This window comes from Leptospira yanagawae serovar Saopaulo str. Sao Paulo = ATCC 700523 (genome assembly GCF_000332475.2).
GTDB lineage: Bacteria > Spirochaetota > Leptospiria > Leptospirales > Leptospiraceae > Leptospira_A > Leptospira_A yanagawae.
On sequence record NZ_AOGX02000032.1, the window covers coordinates 139,975 to 157,545 of the forward strand.

The 17,571-nt window shown below is 37.7% G+C and carries 14 protein-coding genes; 8 read left to right on the forward strand and 6 right to left on the reverse strand.

Features of this window, described 5'->3' with window-relative positions:
* The first annotated feature begins 106 nt into the window (after positions 1-106).
* Both LEP1GSC202_RS15640 and LEP1GSC202_RS15645 read left to right on the forward strand, forming a co-directional pair.
* Entirely contained in the window at positions 107-1,825 is a 1,719-nt protein-coding gene (locus LEP1GSC202_RS15640; protein ID WP_015678596.1) for an ABC transporter ATP-binding protein/permease, read from the forward strand.
* Entirely contained in the window at positions 1,806-5,099 is a 3,294-nt protein-coding gene (locus LEP1GSC202_RS15645) for a GH36-type glycosyl hydrolase domain-containing protein (RefSeq protein ID WP_015678630.1), read from the forward strand. Before LEP1GSC202_RS15640 ends, LEP1GSC202_RS15645 begins: the two co-directional genes overlap by 20 nt.
* A gap of 60 nt (positions 5,100-5,159) precedes the next feature.
* Here the strand turns inward: LEP1GSC202_RS15645 and LEP1GSC202_RS15650 are convergent, their stop codons facing one another.
* Both LEP1GSC202_RS15650 and LEP1GSC202_RS15655 read right to left on the reverse strand, forming a co-directional pair.
* Positions 5,160-5,504 (reverse strand): P-II family nitrogen regulator, encoded by a 345-nt coding sequence (locus LEP1GSC202_RS15650; protein ID WP_015678663.1) that lies wholly within the window; start codon positions 5,502-5,504, stop codon positions 5,160-5,162.
* A gap of 20 nt (positions 5,505-5,524) precedes the next feature.
* A complete protein-coding gene (locus LEP1GSC202_RS15655; RefSeq protein WP_015678614.1) occupies positions 5,525-6,913 on the reverse strand; it encodes an ammonium transporter in 1,389 nt (462 codons plus the stop codon).
* Positions 6,914-7,204: 291 nt separating this feature from the next.
* On the opposite strand from LEP1GSC202_RS15655, the gene LEP1GSC202_RS15660 reads away from it, so the two are divergent.
* Genes LEP1GSC202_RS15660 through LEP1GSC202_RS15670 form a run of 3 tightly spaced genes read left to right on the forward strand, consistent with a single transcriptional unit; the run spans position 7,205 to position 9,698 of the window.
* Complete coding sequence (locus LEP1GSC202_RS15660) at positions 7,205-8,695, forward strand: putative deoxyribodipyrimidine photo-lyase (protein WP_015678695.1); 1,491 nt, start codon at positions 7,205-7,207, stop codon at positions 8,693-8,695.
* A complete protein-coding gene (locus LEP1GSC202_RS15665; RefSeq protein WP_015678719.1) occupies positions 8,692-8,976 on the forward strand; it encodes an ATP-dependent Clp protease adaptor ClpS in 285 nt (94 codons plus the stop codon). Before LEP1GSC202_RS15660 ends, LEP1GSC202_RS15665 begins: the two co-directional genes overlap by 4 nt.
* On the forward strand, positions 8,973-9,698 hold the full coding sequence (locus LEP1GSC202_RS15670; RefSeq protein ID WP_015678692.1) for a DNA alkylation repair protein: 726 nt from the start codon (positions 8,973-8,975) through the stop codon (positions 9,696-9,698). The genes LEP1GSC202_RS15665 and LEP1GSC202_RS15670 overlap by 4 nt, the downstream gene beginning before the upstream one ends.
* Here LEP1GSC202_RS15670 and LEP1GSC202_RS15675 read toward each other — a convergent pair.
* Positions 9,695-11,749, reverse strand: coding sequence for an adenylate/guanylate cyclase domain-containing protein (locus LEP1GSC202_RS15675; RefSeq protein WP_039929191.1), 2,055 nt, complete (start codon positions 11,747-11,749; stop codon positions 9,695-9,697). The two genes, LEP1GSC202_RS15670 and LEP1GSC202_RS15675, sit on opposite strands and share 4 nt — an antisense overlap.
* On the opposite strand from LEP1GSC202_RS15675, the gene LEP1GSC202_RS15680 reads away from it, so the two are divergent.
* The 3 genes from LEP1GSC202_RS15680 to LEP1GSC202_RS15690 all read left to right on the forward strand — a co-directional run bounded on the left by LEP1GSC202_RS15680 (position 11,748) and on the right by LEP1GSC202_RS15690 (position 15,197).
* Positions 11,748-13,115 (forward strand): class I SAM-dependent RNA methyltransferase, encoded by a 1,368-nt coding sequence (locus LEP1GSC202_RS15680; RefSeq protein ID WP_015678608.1) that lies wholly within the window; start codon positions 11,748-11,750, stop codon positions 13,113-13,115. The genes LEP1GSC202_RS15675 and LEP1GSC202_RS15680 overlap by 2 nt on opposite strands.
* A gap of 49 nt (positions 13,116-13,164) precedes the next feature.
* Entirely contained in the window at positions 13,165-14,292 is a 1,128-nt protein-coding gene (locus LEP1GSC202_RS15685; protein ID WP_015678688.1) for a SpoIID/LytB domain-containing protein, read from the forward strand.
* A gap of 62 nt (positions 14,293-14,354) precedes the next feature.
* Entirely contained in the window at positions 14,355-15,197 is an 843-nt protein-coding gene (locus LEP1GSC202_RS15690; protein ID WP_015678620.1) for an HDOD domain-containing protein, read from the forward strand.
* Between the two features lie 2 nt (positions 15,198-15,199).
* On the opposite strand, the gene LEP1GSC202_RS15695 is transcribed toward LEP1GSC202_RS15690, so the two are convergent.
* The 3 genes from LEP1GSC202_RS15695 to LEP1GSC202_RS20515 all read right to left on the reverse strand — a co-directional run bounded on the left by LEP1GSC202_RS15695 (position 15,200) and on the right by LEP1GSC202_RS20515 (position 17,566).
* A complete protein-coding gene (locus LEP1GSC202_RS15695) occupies positions 15,200-16,432 on the reverse strand; it encodes an adenylate/guanylate cyclase domain-containing protein (protein WP_015678595.1) in 1,233 nt (410 codons plus the stop codon).
* Between the two features lie 5 nt (positions 16,433-16,437).
* Positions 16,438-17,259 carry an NADH-quinone oxidoreductase subunit B family protein gene (locus LEP1GSC202_RS15700; protein WP_039929194.1) on the reverse strand — a complete coding sequence of 274 codons (822 nt, stop codon included), beginning with the start codon at positions 17,257-17,259 and terminating at the stop codon, positions 16,438-16,440.
* A gap of 133 nt (positions 17,260-17,392) precedes the next feature.
* Positions 17,393-17,566 (reverse strand): integrase core domain-containing protein, encoded by a 174-nt coding sequence (locus LEP1GSC202_RS20515; RefSeq protein ID WP_083930015.1) that lies wholly within the window; start codon positions 17,564-17,566, stop codon positions 17,393-17,395.
* Between the last annotated feature and the right edge of the window lie 5 nt (positions 17,567-17,571).

Below are 17,571 nucleotides of genomic sequence, written 5' to 3' on the forward strand. Positions count from 1 at the left end.
AGATAACGAACATCTTGGAACTCATACCAGAAGCCAACCATGAGAAGTATTAAAATAAGCCTTGCCTTTCCTGAAGAATCGTTTCTTCTGTTGGATATTAGTTTACATGGCGAAAAAAGATTCAAAACAATCCACAGGTAAACATTTACTCAAAATCATCGGCCAATTGATTCATTCAAAACAAGGTCCATCTGCGATTCGTTATGGGATCTTTCTCATCCTTCTTGTCATTGGTTTTAACGGCTTCAACGTATATAATAGTTTTGTAGGAAGGGATTTTATCTCCTCTATCGAACAAAAAAATGAAACTGCTTTTTACCAAAATGCAATTCTTTATGGTTTGGTTTTTCTCATTTCAGCGGGAATTGGTTCCATCTATCGTTTTATCGAAGAAAGATTAGGGATTTTATGGCGAGAACAATTGACTTGGCGCCTTACAGAATCTTATTTAAGTGAAAAAACATATCATACGATTTTAAATCAAAAAGGAATTGAAAATCCAGACCAAAGAATTACGGATGATGTGAAAACATTTACTACAACCACATTGTCTTTTATCCTTTTGTTTCTTGGTGGTTTATTCTCTGCCATTTCCTTTGCAGGGGTTTTATGGACAATCAATCCATTATTATTTTTGGTAGCCATTCTCTATGCAAGTTTGGGAACTTTGGCGACAATTTTTTTAGGTAAGGAACTGATCCAAATCAACTACAACCAGTTGGACCTCGAAGCGAATTATCGATCTGATTTATTGCATATCAAACAACATGCAGAATCGATTGCATTAACACATCGAGAACTACGAATGTCCGTTCGATTAAAATCAAAACTAAAAAAACTAGTGACGAACTTTAAAAAATTGATCTCGGTCAATCTACGATTGAGTTTGTTTACCAATAGTTACAATTATTTCATTCAAATCATTCCCATGGTTCTCATTGTACCTAGTTATATGAAAGGTGAAATTGAATTTGGGGTGATCACCCAAGCAGGGCTTGCATTCACAACTCTACTCAATGCATTTTCTCTCATTGTCACTCAATTTCAGTCCATTTCTTCCTTTACAGCCGTAGTCAAACGGCTACAAACCTTAGATACAGCCATGGTTTTCTCTGAAGAGAAAATGAAAGAAATATCAAAAACAAATTATCTCTCCAATGAAATCAAATTTGAAAACTTTAGTATCTATGCTAACGATAAGTCAAAATTCATCATAGAAAATTTAAATGTGACCATTCATACAAAAGAAAGATGGCTTGTCACAGCAATTGATGATACTTCCAAACTCAGTTTGTTTCGTGCCCTTGCAGGGATTGTGAATCATCAAGAGGGTAAATTATTCAAACCCAATCGAGACGAAATCTTTTTTTTACCAGAACAACCTTATTTACCGCCAGGTAGATTACGAAATGTAATTGTACCTGCTTTCCTTGGAAACACAGTATCCGATTCCCAAGTCATGAAAGAATTAAAAAATCATGGATTGGATACTTTAGTCAAACGACTAGGTGGACTTTCAGCCCTAAAAGAATGGGACGATGAACTGTCGTTAGCTGAAAAGTTCAAAATTTCTACAATTCGCATCCAATATGCAAAACCAAAATTCCTTGTGATCGATAGGCCTACATCCAGCGTGGGAAAATTTGAAATTTCCAAATTCCTTAAAAAATTTTACAGTTTAGGAATCACTACCATTGTATTGGCAAAGGGAGAAGAAACAGCATTGGAATATGATTACCATTTGAATTTGGATCATTTAGGAAAATGGAATGTAACAACCCTAAATCCATTCCGAAAGGAGAATGATGTACCAGTTACAAAATGAATCAGGGCTTGTCATCAAGTATCATCCCAATCTCTCACTCCATTCCATTTTTCATAAAAATACCTTTGTAAACCTTTACGTCGGAAATCGTTTGGAAACAAGTGTTTCCAATCTTTTTTTACGTTTGGAATTTAACTCCAGTCGCCACACCATCCCGCTATTCTCCATAATGGACCAAACTACGATCCAATCTTCCGAAAGGATGTTATGCATCACTCATGTTTTCCAGAAGATAAAACTCGAGTGTTCGATCCAACTCCATCCCAAAGAAAATCGATGGAAATATAGAGTGAACGTTTTAAACAAAGAAGAGATACCCATTGTTTGTGAATTGATTTTTGTATTAGACTTGGGACTATGCGATTACCAAGCGGCAAGGTTGAATGAAGCCTTTGTCTCTCAATACATCCACCACCAAATTATGGAAGATCCTTCGTTTGGAATCCAAATTCTATCAAGACAAAACGAATCAGTTTTCGGAAACCATCCATCAATATTCCATATAGCAAAACAAAAGATGATCCAGTATGCGACTGATGGACTAGACATCTATCAGGATGGAATGCTCACTTCTCTCCCCAATCGCCAAAGGCAAGGCGAACATTCCGTCATTGCCTTGGGAACAGAATCCATTTCGATGAATCCAAATCAAAGTTACCCATTTGAAATTGTCTCTGTATTTTTTCCAAACCTAGATGCGATCCCTTCCTATCCGAACAACATTGATTTCAATCCTTCCTATTGGAATGGGTTTCCAATGGAAGTTTTGCCTAAACTTGATAAAAAGAAATCAAACAAATCTTTGTTTGAAAATCCAAGTTTCCGTAATGGAGAGGAATTTGGTGAAAGCCAATTACAAAAAACATTTCCAAATCACTGGCGTGCAGTGGAGCGAGACAAAAACGGAAATCTTTTGTCTTTCTTTACTGAAAATGAAACTTATATTAGCCTTTCTCGTAAAGAAAAACTTTGTCTAAGGCCCGAAGGCCAAGTGACTCGCACAGGAAAGGATCAAATTCCTTCGGAATCGTCTCTGACTTTTACTTCCTATTTTTCCGGTATTTTCCTATCCCAACTCACACAAGGCCATACGAGCCTCAATTTGTTACTTACAAGAAATCAAAATCGTTTGGGAAAACAAATGAGTAAAGGCCTTCGGATCTTTTGTAAAGAAAAGGATACTTGGTTTTTACTTGAAACACCATCTTATATGCGATTCCAACCAAAATACTTAGAATGGGTGTATTGGAACCAAAACAAGGAACTAAAAATTTCCATCACCGCAAATGATGATGACTCACTATATTTAACGATCGTTAATGATGAAATCAATCCATTGGAGATCCTACTGAGTTTCTCAATTGGTTTAGACGGTGATAATGGAGACAACAATCTCCCCCCTATCGTCCAAAAATTGGATAACAAAATCCAAATCAATCCCAATCCAAATAGCCCTCTTTTTACAAGACTCCACGGAAAAGGTTTTCAGATTGTAAGTGATCACTTAGAGAAGTTCCACATATCAGATGAAAGTGTTTTTTTTGCGAATGAACCATCTTTATCTAATTCCTACCTAACCATCCAAACAAAAGTCCAAGGGAAACTCCTTTTCACCATCAAAGGTGATTTGGAAACCATTCCACCTAAAATGGAAATCCCACCTAACGAGGACGATATAAGTTTCCCTAACCTACTTTCCTCAGCAATGGATTTGAAAGACCCAACTTTTTTAGAAATGGTGACTATCCTTCCCTGGTACAATCAAAATGCCGAAATCCATTATCTAAATCCAAGAGGTTTGGAACAATTTTCTGGAGGCGGATGGGGGACAAGAGATGTTTGCCAGGGAGCATTCGAATTCCTTTTGGCCCATGGAAATTTTCTCGTAATCAGAGAACTTCTTTTACATGTCTTCAGCGAACAAAATGAAGATGGAGATTGGCCACAGTGGTTTATGTTATACGAAAGGGATAAAAATATCCGAGCTAATGATTCGCACGGAGACATTCTCTATTGGCCGATCCTTTCTCTTTTAACCTACTTAGAACGAACCGAAAATTTCTCTATTTTAAATGAAACCTTCACAACTTTTGTTTCAAAAAAAAAGAAAACCGTTCGTGATGCCTTGGAGACGAGTTTAAAAGAAATTCAAAACCGATTTATACCCAATACAAATTTGCCAATGTATGGACATGGTGATTGGAATGACTCCATGCAACCCAAAGAAGAAGAATTCCGGAAAAAAGCAGTGAGTGTTTGGACTGCAGAATTACAATACATCCTCTATAAAAAGTTAGAATGGTTTTATGAATCATTAGGTGATCAAACACTTACGAAACAATACAAACTTTTGGCAAAAAAACTACAAGATGAAATCCATTCCATTTGTATGCCAAATGGAATTGCCGCAGGCCTTGTAAAATTTAATGAGTCGTCTGCAAATACCTACCTACTCCACCCATTGGACAAAACTACTTCGATCCATTACAGTGTTCTACCCATGATATATGGAATATTATCAAATGCTTTTAGCCTGGAAGAAGCAAACAAACACATAACACTCATTAATGACCACTTAACAGGTCCAGATGGGGTACGATTATTTGATAAACCTGTTTCATACTTTCATGGACAAGAAAGGTTTTTTAGGCGTGCAGAAACTGCAAGTTTTTTTGGAAGAGAAATTGGTTTGATGTACACACATGCTCATCTGCGTTACTGTGAAGCCTTGGCATATATGGGAAAATCGGATGAATTTTTTATAGAACTCAATCGAACGAATCCAATTGGAATTTCGAAACGAATCCCATCTGCAAACGTTAGGCAATCCAATTGTTATTTTTCAAGCTCTGATGCAACATTTTTAAATCGATATGATGCGGAAACCTACTATGAATCTGTGAAAACAGGTAAAGTTACGTTAGAAGGTGGATGGAGGGTGTATTCCAGTGGCCCTGGAATATTTTTGAAATTGTTTCGAGAACACCTTCTTGGAATCCAACTCTACCATTCTAAACTGATCATAGATCCGATATTACCCAAATCATTAAATGGATTAACAATCAAGACACAAATTTTTGGTATGCCCACAAAGATCGTATACCATGTCCATACAAACAAAGGTTTGATTGAACACATCTTATGGAATGGAAGTAAAATTCCAACCAAACGTATGGAAAATAAATATAGAAAAGCTGGTCTTATGGTATTAAAAATAGATTTAGTAACATTTCAAAATAAATTTGAAAATGTTTTAGAGGTGTTCATCAAATAAAAAACGTACGAGCGATGTTTCACCCGTACGTTTTCCGATTTTTCCTCTAAGTAAGGAATGTTAAATGGCGCTTTTGCCTTTTTCGCCAGTTCTGATGCGAATCACTTCTTCCAATGGAGTGATAAAAATTTTACCATCTCCAATTTTTCCGTCACCACTTTTCGCTGCTTTCAAGATTGCATCTACAGTTGGTTTCACAAATTCATCGTTTACAGCAATTTCGAGTCTTACTTTTCTAAGTAAGTTAACTGTATACTCATGGCCACGGAAAACTTCCGTTTTCCCTTTTTGTTGTCCGTAACCTTGAACATCCGATACTGTTAAACGATAAATTTCGTTTTTGGTAAGTTCCGCTTTTACTTCTTCCAACTTATGTGGTTGGATGATTGCAATGATCATTTTCATAATGTTTAACTCCTATTACCTTAACCGCGAACTCGGATATTGAAATCAGGGTAAGCTTCTGCACCATGTTCCCCAAGATCCAATCCACTAAGTTCTTCTTCTTCACTCACTCGGATTCCACCAGCTAGTTTTAATACAAACCAAAGTGCAAGAGAGACAACAAAAGTGAATCCACCGATAGCTAAAATTCCATAAAGTTGCGTTAAAATGGAAGGAACATCTACACCTGCAGGTGAGCCTTCGTATCCAAAAATCGCAACCGCAAGTGTTCCCCAAATACCACAAACTAAGTGGACTGAAGTTGCACCAACTGGATCATCAATTTTAATTTTATCAAAGAATAAAACAGACAATACTACAAGAACCCCTGACACAGCGCCAATGATTGCCGCAGATGTTGGGCTAACAATCGCACAAGGAGCAGTGATACCAACAAGTCCTGCAAGAGTTCCGTTCAAAATCATACCAAGATCAGGTTTTTTTAAGATGATCCAAGCAGTGACTGTGGAAGCAAGTGCACCTAACGCAGCAGAGATGTTAGTCGTTACTATCACGTGTGCCATAGTTACACCATCACCAACTCCCATAGTGGAACCTGGGTTAAATCCAAACCAACCAAGCCATAGGATAAGTGTTCCAAGAGCTGCTGAAGTCATATTGTGACCAAGGATTGGTTTTATGCGACCATCTGGTAAAAATTTTCCTTTTCTTGCACCAAGAACGATAGCACCAGCAAGAGCTGCCCAACCACCAACAGAGTGAACCACAGTAGAACCAGCAAAGTCATGGAAACCAAGCTCAGCTAACCATCCACCACCCCATACCCAGTGACCAGTGAACGGGTACATTACAGCAACTAAAATGAATGAGAAAATTAAAAAGGAATGAAATTTTATCCTTTCTGCTACTGCTCCCGATACAATTGTCGCAGCAGTTGCAGCAAACACTAGCTGGAAGAAAAATTTTGCAAGTAGAGGAACACCGGTCCAATTCATGGAAGAATAAACTCCCTTGTAATCATCTCCAAGTGCAGGAGAGTTATCAAGACCAGTTAAAAAGAAGATACCGTCCTTTGCATAAAATGGAGTTCCATCACCGAACATTAATCCCCATCCGATTGCCCAGTAGGAAAAAGTAGCAGCAGCAAAAACGATAAAGTTTTTTGCTAAAATGTTTACGGTATTTTTTGATTGTGCAAATCCTGATTCAACAAGTGCAAAACCAGCATTCATAAAAAATACCAACATACCCGCAACTAACACCCATAAAGTGTCTAGTCCTACTGTAAGAGTTTGGATTGCTTTTGCTGTTTCTTCTGCTGGGTTCGCGACGGTTGCAGCTTCTTCTGCAAAAAGGAACATCGGAACAACCAGGAGAAGGAAGGCGATTGATTTGAAATAGTTTTTCATACTGCCATGTATCCTTTCCATGTTATTTGCTGAATAACGATGCAAGATTGGTACCCAGGTAAAAAAATCGAAGGAATTTAGATAAAAAAAATCCCCGACTGCCTAAAAACCCTCCATATTGCCTTAAAAACCCATATTGACTTCTTGAATCCATCGCCGTATCCACGCATTCCTATACTCATATTGACTTTAATCGATGCAAATAGCGTACAGATTAAGCAGATCGCTTTTCCTCATCTTTCGGTTTTAAAAAAAATCGAGAAAAGAGATGGGTGTGCCCCTCTAATAGTCGTGTCACCTTCCCGCATTCGAATTTGTAATGATAAAGAAGTTTTGTTAAACAAACCCTATGTCTTGTATTGGATGCAAGCCTATCGCCGATTCGATGCAAACCATGCCTTTTCGCATGCGGTGAAACTCGCAAAGGAACTGAAGAAAGAACTTATCGTATACGAAGGACTTCGTATGGATTACCCATGGAATTCCAAACGTTTGCACCAATTCATTGTGGAAGGAATGTTAGAGAACCAAACAAGGGCAGACGAACTTGGGGTCCAATATTGGCCTTATTTGGAAACACCAAAAAATCCGGCCAAAGGACTTTTGAAGGAAATTTGTGAAGGAGCCGCAGTCGTGGTGACAGATGATTTTCCTTGTTTTATCATTCCCGAACAAACAAAAAAACTGGCAGGAAAAATCCAATGCCAATTGCTTTCCGTCGACGGGAATTCTTTACTCCCCTTTTCAAGTTTTGAAAAACCTGCAAGTGCCGCAAGGATCCTTCGGTTGTGGATTCATAAAGAGTTGATTCGCAATCTTCCCAAATCAAATACAATCATTTGGAAAAAAGAAGACTTACTAACATTAAATGGGAAAAGAAAAATCCCACAAAAAATCGGAATACCCAAAAATGTTTTGGAGCTTCTAGAAACGATTCCATTCCAAAACGATGTCTCTCCTGTTAAAGGTGTTAAAGGAGGCCGAAGCGAAGCATTACGTTTATTAAACGAATTTATTAAACAGAAGTTAGACCTTTATGCGACGAAACGTTCGGAACCCAATCGGCCTGAGTTAACCGCTACAAGTGGATTGTCACCGTATCTACATTTTGGTTGGATTGGACTTGAAGAAATTTTTTATGCTGTTTTACAGCAATCCACAAAAGGCAAATGGAACCCTGAGCGAATGAGCCATCAAAAACCAGGGGATCGCGAAAATTTTTATTCTCCCTCTCATGCAGCGAATCATTTTTTAGATGAACTCATCACTTGGAGGGATATAGGATATTTGTTTTTTTGGAAAGATAAACCCCAAAAAATTGACTTAAATGATCTGCCGAATTGGGTGAAAGAAAATTTCAAAAAACACAAAATGGATCACAGAGAGTATACCTACACTCTCGAACAATTTGAATCGGCAAATACACATGATGAACTTTGGAATGCTGCTCAAATCGAACTTGTGAAAACAGGAAAAATGCATAATTACATGAGAATGTTATGGGGTAAAAAAGTGATCGAATGGACAAATTCATATGAAGAAGCATTCTCCATTTTAGAACATCTCAATAATAAATACGCTTATGATGGCAGAAATCCGAATTCTTATACGGGGATATTATGGTGTTTTGGTTTATTTGACAGGCCATGGTTTCCCGAACGAAATGTATTTGGAAACGTACGTTTTATGTCGTCCGATTCTACAAAAAAGAAGTTTAAAATGAATTCGTATTTGGAGTATATTGGTGAACTGAGTGGAAAATCCAACTCACTCTTCCAATGACTGACAAAACAAAACCAATTTATGAAGAAGATACCAAGTTAAAAGTTGATTCGATTTATTCGTATTTTGTCATTCTCTTTAATGATTCGATTCATCAGTTTTCCTATGTAGAGGATTGCCTTATGAGATTGTGTTTCAAAACAAAACGAGAGGCAAAAAAAATTGCCATGGAAGCACATGCCAATGGAAAAGCAATTTGTTTCCAAGGTAGTATGGAAGAATGTGAAACAGTGGCAGAACATATGACAGAAGCTAATTTAACTGTGAGTTTTGGTATATGAGTGGTTTGAATCAGAGTTTTTTAAAGGACTTAGAAAAAGTTAAAAATCCCAAAAAAGCCGCTTTTTTTCCCCGATTTTTCAAAACAGGTCCTGGTGAATACGGCGAAGGAGATAAGTTTTTAGGAATCACAGTCCCCAACCAAAGAAAAATCGCAAAACAATACGCAAACAAACTATCCTTAGATGATCTTGAAGTCATGATCCAATCACCCTTTCATGAAGTAAGGCTCACTTGCCTTTTAATATTGGTTTTAAAGTATAAGGCAAAAGGAATATCCGATTTAGAAAAACAAAAGATTGTTTCCTTTTATTTCGAAAACACTCGGTACATCAATAACTGGGATTTGGTGGACGCCAGTGCTGATAAAATCTTAGGAGACTATTTTTTTCCAAAGGATAAAACAAAGGTTCTGGATCTAAAAAATTCCAAAAGCCTTTGGGAAAATCGAATCGCCATCCTTAGTTCCTTTGATTGGATTCGGAAAGGCCAATTTGCAGAAACCATTTACCTTTGCGAATTTTTTTTATCCCATCCCCATGATTTGATCCATAAAGCCACAGGTTGGATGCTGAGAGAGATTGGTAACCGCGATAAAAAAGTTTTAATTCAATTTTTGGAACAGAACGTAACAAAGATGCCTCGAACAATGTTACGTTATGCGATCGAAAAACTACAAGACCAAGAAAGGAAAAAATGGTTATCTTACAAAAAAGAAATTTAAGTTCTTGGGTGTACCTTGGTAACAAAGTATACTTTGACTGGCTCAGATTTTCCTTTCAGTGTTAATTCTTTCGTATCTTCGTATTCAATGTAGGTTTCACCACCTGCCGCAAGAAAAGCAGCTTCGGATACAGCCACCTTACCAGGGATACCATGGCTTTCAAGCCTCGCTGCGGTATTCACGGCATCCCCAATCACGGTATAATCCATTCGTTTGACAGATCCAATGTTTCCAACAATGGCTTCCCCATAATTGACTCCAATCCGCAAACGAAAGGTGCCAGGCTCGAGCCCGAGTTCCTGATTGATTTCCGCCATCCGTTTTTGCATGTCGACAGCACATGCAATTGCATGGTATGCATCCAATTCAGTTTGTTTGGGAGCTCCCCAAAAGGCCATGATGGCATCACCTATAAACTTATCCAAGGTGGCAGAATAATGAAATATCAAATCAGATAGTGATTCAAATATTGTATTTAAGTGATTTAAGACGACACCGGGTGGATTTTTTTCTGCAAACGTTGTGAATCCTACGATATCAGAAAAAAGAGTCGCAATATCCTTTTCTTCTCCACCTAACTTAATCTGATCGGTGACGATCGTCTCCATCACTGCAGGCGAAAAATAGCGAGACAATCTATCTTTTTCCTCTTTTTGTTTTTCAACAAGTAACCGAGAATCGATCATATTTTTAACAATGGATAATGCAACAGAAACTGTGAATGCCGCAAATGCATAATCTTTTACAAATGTATGGCTCGGATACCATTCCCACTGCATTTCCACGAACACATCATTTAACATTAACATGATAAAGGCAAAAAATCCAAAGGACACAGTGCCCATAGACGGTACTTTGCGACCAAGGAATATGATGTAAAAGAGTGATGCACCTAATAAAATTGTGACGAAACTCCAATAAAAGAAAAACTTAGATAAAAAGAATAAATTCGGAGCAAAAATCACAATGAGTGCAGATAACAAACCTGCGGCATCAATGTATCGATTGGTGAGTTTGATCCAACCGCTTCGCACATGTGCAAATCGTACAATAAAATTAAACAAGAAGTGCACAAGAGCAATCCAAGTCATATATTCAAGTTTTTTGATCAAAAAACCATCGTTTAGTATCGAATAAATGATTTGGCTTTGAAACAAAGTATTTAAAGCCATAAATATAGAACCTAACGCGAAATAGATAGTCGCGTGTTCTTCATTTCGAAACAAAAATTGCCAATACAAGTAAAAACTTCCAAGTAATAGTGTTAAAACAATTACGAAAATTTTCTTAAAATCATTCCAATACTCAGCTCGTTCTGAATATTTATTAGATGAAACATAAAATTTATCGTGAGATAAACCTGGACTGAGTGGATACTTTGCATAAACTCGCACTGCTAGAACATTAGGTTCGTCAATTTTTAAAAGGTGGTAAGGGATCCGGTAAAATCGTATTTTGTCACTATATAAGGATTTATCATCTAACTGACTATTGGTGTCAGTATCTAAATGCAAACCAGTTCCTCCGATGAATTTTCCATTCCAATAAACTGCGTCGGCTTGGCTAATTTGGCCCAAACGAACCGTTAAATTTTTAGATTTAAATTTATTTTGAATGTCATCATTCGAAATTACAATTTCAGTTCGATACCAACCATACCCTTTGTATTTTTCCATGTACTTTGAAAAATCAGGATAATACAATTCACCGTCCCCATCTGTGACTTTATCCCAACCTGTTTGGATTTGGAATCCCGAAATCCAGCCGGTCCTGACTGATTCTTCTAATGTTGGTTGCGCGTATGAAAAAATATGAGCTTTGATTTCGCCAGCATCTTCATCTAAATAGACATCATCTTCTGTCATTTCAGTGATCCTTGGGGAATCACCTGGTTTAAAACTCCATTTGTGAATGTTTTGTCCAAAAGAGGATTCGGACCTCAAATCCAAAATTTGATTCGTCAATAGAACCTGTGCCGAGAGGGAGTTTAGGGAAAAGAAGGAAAGGCAAGAAATTACACTGAGTGAAAAGTATCTTTTCGAAAAAACCATGTCAGAAATCGTATTCAAAAGTAGTGGAACTGGCAAGAAGAAAACATTGGACAAAGTGAAAGTCGAAGGACTGAATCCTGATTTTTCAGGAATTGTAACTGCACCTAACGGAAAAAAGGTGGATATTTTCTATGTCCACCCGGGAGACGAACTTGTCGTTGAATATGTAAAACGAAGGCCAAGGCAAAGGTCATTAAAAGTCCACGAAATCATCCGAAACCATCCATGGGATTTAGTCCAATGCCAAGTTTTTGGGGAATGTGGTGGATGTACTGGGCAACACATCCCCTATCCTAAACAAATCAATTTAAAATTTGATCCGATCCTAACATCCTTTCAAAAAGATTTAGGTATTACGATAAAACCAGTTCTCGGATCCCAAACTTATGCCTATCGTTCCCGGATGGATTTTTCTGTTTTCCCAGGCCCCATCATTGGCCAAAGGCAAAGGGGAAATTTCCGAAAGGTAGTTCCCATCACAACCTGTGCCATCCAATCGGAGTGGGCAAACTTTGCATTGCAAAGCGTACGGTCTGTACTTGAGGAAATGCCTAATGTGATTTGGGATCGAAAATCGGAATTCGGTGGGCTCAAGTACCTAACCATACGAAAGGCTCAGAATACCAATGACGGAATGTTGATTTTTACATTTACGGAAGGTTTTGAAAACCATCCATTGATGGATGAATTCCGAACGTTGTGTTTGGAGAAACTGACCCAAAACTCACTTATTTTTTGTTACAACCGACCGAAATCGGAAGTCTCTGCCGTAGGTCGCCCGGAAATCTTACGAGGAAAACTTACATTCACTGAAACAGTCCTCAATCAAAGTTTTGAAGTCCCATTTGATTCGTTTTTCCAACCGAACCCCAATGGATTTTTACCCATCCTACATTTTATCAAGGAAAGACTACCCGAAGAAAAGGAAGTGCTCATGGATCTTTTTTGTGGGAATGGATTCTTCTCTTTGTTATACGGCGAATATTTCCAACATGTGGATGGTTATGAATTGACCGAGTCTTCCATTGCGATTGCCTCAACTCTCTTTGCCAATGCATACCCTTCAAAAACCCACTCCTTTCAAGTAACCAATTTGTTTTTATCCACTGAAAATTTACAGTCAAAGGAAAAAGCCACACTCATCCTAGACCCACCTCGGGCTGGAGCCGGGAAATTGGTGAACCATTGGATCCGAGACAATGGCCCAAAAGATATTTTCTATGTCTCCTGCAATCCTTATTCTCAAAAAGAAGATGTACGGTTATTTTTAGAAGCCTATCAGTACGTAGATGGAATCATCATCGATCCATACCCGCACACTCCGCATACCGAATCCGTGCTTCACTTTCGAAGAAAAGGACGATAATTCCCTTCACCGTTTTTGCCATTTGGCCGAAATTGAAAAGGAGGGAACTATGAAAAAACGGACATCAATTCTATTTTTCTATTTAGCCATTTTTTGGCAAATTGGTTGTGCGAGTGTGATGGTGACCAATTGGATTCCAGATGATTCCAATTTCAAAGAAAGACCTGTTCGCGTATTACTTGGTTATGCGAGTGAAGAAGAGATTTTCAAAACGGCAGGTGAACTTGTTGTTAAAGATGCAAACGACTTAACAATCAAAAGAGCTTATGATTTTTTATCTTTAAATCCAATGGCATTAAAAGCACCGATCTCCATTCATAGTAACTCGGAATGGATCGAATACAAAGGCACAAGTTACCGGGGCACAGTACTACTCAAACCGATTGATGGTAAAGTTTATATCATCAATTTGGTTCCAATCGAATTATATCTACTCTCCGTTGTTCCTTCTGAGGTCAGTGCCTCTTGGCCAAAAGAAGCATTAAAAGCACAAGCGGTTTGTGCGAGAACGTACGTTGTAAAAGAGATGTTAAATCGCAAAAAACAAGAGTTTGATGTTGATACTTCAACGAACACTCAAGTATATAAGGGTAAAAACAAAGAACATAAAAATACTACAGAAGCTGTGTTTGAAACAGAAGGATTAATTCTCATCCATAAGGGACAACCCATTCAAAGTTTTTTCCATTCCAATGCAGGTGGATATACAGAAGATCCTGCCAATGTATGGGGAAACCCAGTGGAATACTTAAAACCTGTTCCATCCGAGTATGATAAAGATGGAGACCAATATTCGTGGGAAGAAAAATGGAAAACTGATTATGTAAACCAAAGATTAAGTGATTTAGGAATTGGTGAAGTGCAAGACATTGTTGTTGCGAATCGTTTTCCTACATCCCGAGTGAATGAATTAGAAATCATCGGAACCTCAGGAATCAAAAAAATCAAAGCCACTGAGTTTCGCAAAAAAATTGGTGCCACTAAATTAAAATCAACTCGTTTTGGGATTCGAAAAGAAGACTCAGGAGAATTCTATGTAAAAGGACTTGGTTCGGGACATGGTGTAGGTATGTCTCAATGGGGAAGTTTTGCAATGGCAAAAAACCAATTTAACCACAAAGAAATATTACAACATTACTTTAAAGGGATCGAATTCGCAAGAATCGTCTCAAAATAACCCCTAGATTTTAGTTTCCCTCGCCAGATAGTTTTAGAATCTGTCCTTAGGTTCTAAAACATATGGCAACACTGGAAGAATACTTATCCCAAATCAAAGATCTGACGATTGTTCCGCCAGTCTTATTATCCGTACTTTCACTAGATGATGACAATGAACTATCCTTTGGTGAACTAGAAAAAAAAGTCCAATCTGACCAGGTCTTAGTTGCTAGACTTTTAAAATTAGCGAACTCTCCTTTTTTCTCTCGCGGAAACCCTGTTGCCAATATGAAACAAGTAATCACTCGTTTGGGTTTTAAAACCGTAAGAAGTATGGTTGCTATGTCGATGACAGATTCCCTATTCAGCCAAGGGAATTATAAAAAATTCCGCGACGAAGTTTGGGATCATTCCGTTGCCAAAGGGATTTTTGCTCAAATCCTTTGCGAAGAAAAAAAATTCAAAAAAGAAGCAGAACTTGCAATCACATGTGGACTCATGCAAGACTTAGGTAGAATTGTATTAAACACAATTGATCGTAAAAAATATGTAGAAGTACTCACTGAATTCCAAACCTCCGATACAAATTTAGTTACCTTAGAAAAACAAGCGTTTGGTGTTGATTCTTATGAAATGGGAAGTGCGGCTGCGAAACTTTGGAAAATGCCAGCAATTATCATTACTACGATCGAAGATTTATCAAAACCGGTAGTGGAACAAAGTTCCCTCGGTCAAATCATTGGTTTTGCAGGAACAATTGCAAAACTCACTGGGCATGGAAAACAAGAACCAAATTCCCTTGAAAAGTTTGAGGAGTATAAATCATCTTTAAGCCTTGTCATTGAAGATACAAAAGAATACCTATCGGCAAAAGATGAGAAATTGAAATCCAATGAATTGTATCAGTTCTGTAGCACACTATAACTTTAGTTAGGCTTTACGCTTAAAATACGATGTAAACCTTCTTTTCCTTTGATTTTAACAGGTTCCAACTCTTCGTATTTATATTTTTTTGCATACTCTTCAGGAAGATGGTTATACAATCCTTCTGATACATATACCTGCATTGGTTTGGCCATGGATTCCAAACGACTAGCCATATTCACCGTATCACCGACAGCGGTATAAGACAATTTTTGAAATGAACCAACGTTCCCAACAATGGCTTTTCCTGATGCCACACCTATCCCGATTTGCGGAGTGAATCCGTAAATTTGGTCCCATTTGGGTTGCCATAACTCAAATACTTGTATCATTTCAACTGCACAGTCTAAAGCATTTTGTCTATGATCTTGTTGAAAAACTGGGGCACCAAACAAACACATAATGGAATCTCCAATGTATTTATCAATCATACCGCCATATCCTAAGATAACTTCTGTCATTGCAGTAAAGTATTCATTTAAAAACGAAATCACCTGTTCCGGTTTCATTTTTTCAGATAATGTTGTATAACCTCTGATATCTGAAAACAAAACAGATACTTCTTGTTCTTTACCTTTCTGATCCAGAGAAAGTGAATTATTCATCAAACTTTCAACAATAATGGGATCCACATACATCCCAAATACGTTTTGCATTTTTTTCTTTTCGTTTTCTAAATTTAGTTTTTCTTCGTATTCTTTCTCTAACTCTTTTTTGAATTTTTTGACCATCGTATTTAGATCTTGGATTTCTGATTGGTTCATTCCATATAAATCTTGAAAACGTTTTAGGCTATCGTCCATTTGAATCGATACAACTTTTTTACGATAAATTTCTCTGAATAAATTTCGGAATCGATGTTCTAGAATATTTTTCTTTAACCGACGTTTGCTGAAGTATTCATTAATTCCTAATTGGAATGCATGAATTGGAAGTTGTTTCCCTTCTGCTTTCGTAAACACAACCACTGGTAATTCAGATGGTCCTGCTAAATCCATAATTTGTTCCAAAACTTCTTCTGGAGGAACTTCCAATTCGGGAAATTGGATTTCGGTGATGAGTAAATCATATTGGACTTTCCGAATTTCTTCCGCACCATTTTCAAAAACAGAGCGCCAGGTCAGATCAATATAATCTCCAAACCATTCTTTGAGTAATTCAGAAATTGTTTCATACGATTTTTTCTGAGGTTCTAAGACGATGACACGAACGATTTCTTCTTTTTCTAAATCCACGCGCCTTATTTTTCACTCTCTAAAAATTTGTGAAGCGCCTCTTGGAATTGGAAAGAAAATCTTCCAAGTAATAACCGAAATCCTTGTAAAATGACATCTGGTCTAGGGGGATCTCCTGAAATGAAAAGGTCTGGTTCTTGTGGAAGTTTACCCTTAGGAAAAAGCCCACCACTGACCGCTTCCGTCCCGCAGGCAATCAATGCCTTCGGTTCACTCATCACATCCCAGGCAGTTTGTAAAGGGGCTTCCATATTTTGGCTCACTGGGCCTGAAAACACAATGGCATCTGCATGTTTCGGACTTGCAACACAACGAATCCCTTCTCTTTCCGAATCAAAAACGGAATTGAAGCTGGCATTTAATTCCGATTCAACCGTATTGTTCCCACCAGCGGCCACTTCCCTATATAAAAATCCTCGTTTCTGTGTAAGTTTCCGAAATCGTTTCTGATTTTCAGTAAGAGAGAATGGAAGGATGGGAGGTGTTTCTTTAACTCCTTTTTTATACTGAGTGTAAAATTCCTCTCTGTGTAAAGCGATCACGTATATAAATCCAGAGTTAGTCAATTTCCCATCAGGACAAATTGTCACACACTGTCCACATTGTAGGCATTTGCCATAATCAATATGGAGTTCATCTATTCCCTTTCTTTCAATTGCTTTCGTTGGGCAATCGATTTCACAAAGCTTACATGTACCACAGCCCGATTGCATTTCCTTTGTTGGAGTGGGAATCCCACGTTGGTTGGGATGTACATAGGTTGCAGAATTAAAATCCATAACCTTTTTCTTTCTAAAAACATTCAGAATCTCTAATAATACTCTCATAGATCAAAACCAACATAACTTAAATTAAACGACTTGTTATTCAATGGAAAATCAGATACCTGTTCCCCTCGGACAGCCAATGACCTGCCCCCATTTTCAGTACCAATGGATAAGTTAGTTTTCTCTAAACATTTCAACCATAAGATCGCTTAAACTCTGAAGGAGTCAAGTAATTCAATGAAGAGTGAAGACGCTCGTCGTTGTATTCCTTTTGGAAAATTCGCAAAGCATCGGTTAACTCTCTTTGATTTTTAAAGTAGTGTAGATTCAAACACTCATCTCTAAGTTTACCATTGAAACTTTCTATAAATG